Raw genomic sequence first — 1,278 nt, forward strand, 5'->3', positions numbered from 1 at the left:
TGCAAGACATTCGATAGCGATTTTGAGAAGAGTTCATTGCACCCATATATTCGGCCTGTTATTGAGGTATGCCTCTGGCCCTGATGGATATCTGCTTCTACTGTCCTTATCATCCTTGCGGCTTCGTAATGAGCCTATGCCTCCGTAAGGTTTTCAGTAGATCAGTCTGACTGTCTCATCATCAAATCAAGTGTCATAGCAACTTGCTGGTTGGTTAATCATTAAAAATAAATTCAGTTCTATACTGGAAGCCGATACTCTTCGTTACGCGCCGCGATAACCCATGCCATTCTCGCGAGCTTATTGGCGACGGCCACACAGGCTCGGTTAAAACCTCGGCGCTCTGCTAACTGGATTGCCCAGCAACTAAACTTATCTTGCTTATTCTGGCTGTGTTGCAACACCGCTCTGGCGCCGTGGATGAACAGGGTGCGTAAATACGCATTTCCCCGCTTGCTTATCCCAAGGAGGTTTTCTTTACCTCCGCTGCTGTGTTGTTTGGGAACCAAGCCACACCAAGCTGAAAAGTGCCTGCCATTACTGAAATCTTTACCATCACCTGCGGCGGCATAAAAGGCGGTAGCGGTGACTGGACCAATGCCAGGGATAGTCTCTAAACGCTGGCAAATCACATTGTTCTTAGTTTCTGTGAGCACTTGAACGTCACAACCCTTAAGCCGTTTTTCTATATCACTAAACTCTTCATATAACTGATAAAAAATGGCCCGACCTTTGGTGGTCAGCGCATTGGTTTCATCCGCTAAAATATCTGGGAACTGTACTTTAAAAGCCGATTTACTTTTGGTCATCACAATGCCGTATTCCGCTAACATCCCTCGCACTTGGTTGATTAAGGCGGTTGATTGTTTAGTTAATCGTTCGCGCATTCGGTGGAGCAGTTGCACATCTTGCTGCTCGACGCTTTTGGGTTTTACAAACCGCATGTTGGGTCGCTGCGCAGCTTCAGCGATGGCTAAGGCATCGTTGTAGTCATTTTTGTTACCTTGTCGAAAAGGCACGACAAATTGAGGAGCAATTAACTTAACGCTGTGGCCCAACAGCTCAAATTCTCTGGCCCAGTAATTTGCGCCACTACAGGCTTCCATCACAATTAGGCACGGCTCAATTTGAGCGATAAAAGGTAGCAAGTCTTTGCGTCTAAGCATTTTCTTTTTAATTAACTTGCCAGCTTTATCGACACCAACAGCATGAAAAACAGACTTTGCGATATCTAAACCAATTGTAGTAATCTTCATAAGTGGACCCGTCCTCTTTCTG

The 1,278-nt window shown here is 45.7% G+C and carries 1 protein-coding gene; it reads right to left on the reverse strand.

What is annotated here, in order from left to right:
- Positions 1-239 precede the first annotated feature (239 nt).
- Complete coding sequence (locus Q4Q52_RS22140) at positions 240-1,256, reverse strand: IS110 family transposase (protein WP_311991697.1); 1,017 nt, start codon at positions 1,254-1,256, stop codon at positions 240-242.
- Positions 1,257-1,278 lie beyond the last annotated feature (22 nt).

The organism is Shewanella sp. SP1S2-4 (assembly GCF_031932075.1).
GTDB classification, from domain to species: domain Bacteria; phylum Pseudomonadota; class Gammaproteobacteria; order Enterobacterales; family Shewanellaceae; genus Shewanella; species Shewanella baltica.

Coding starts and splice junctions, on each gene's coding strand:
- Q4Q52_RS22140 (WP_311991697.1), bottom strand. CDS start 1,256: ATGAAGATTACTACAATTGGTTTAGATATCGCAAAGTCTGTTTTTCAT.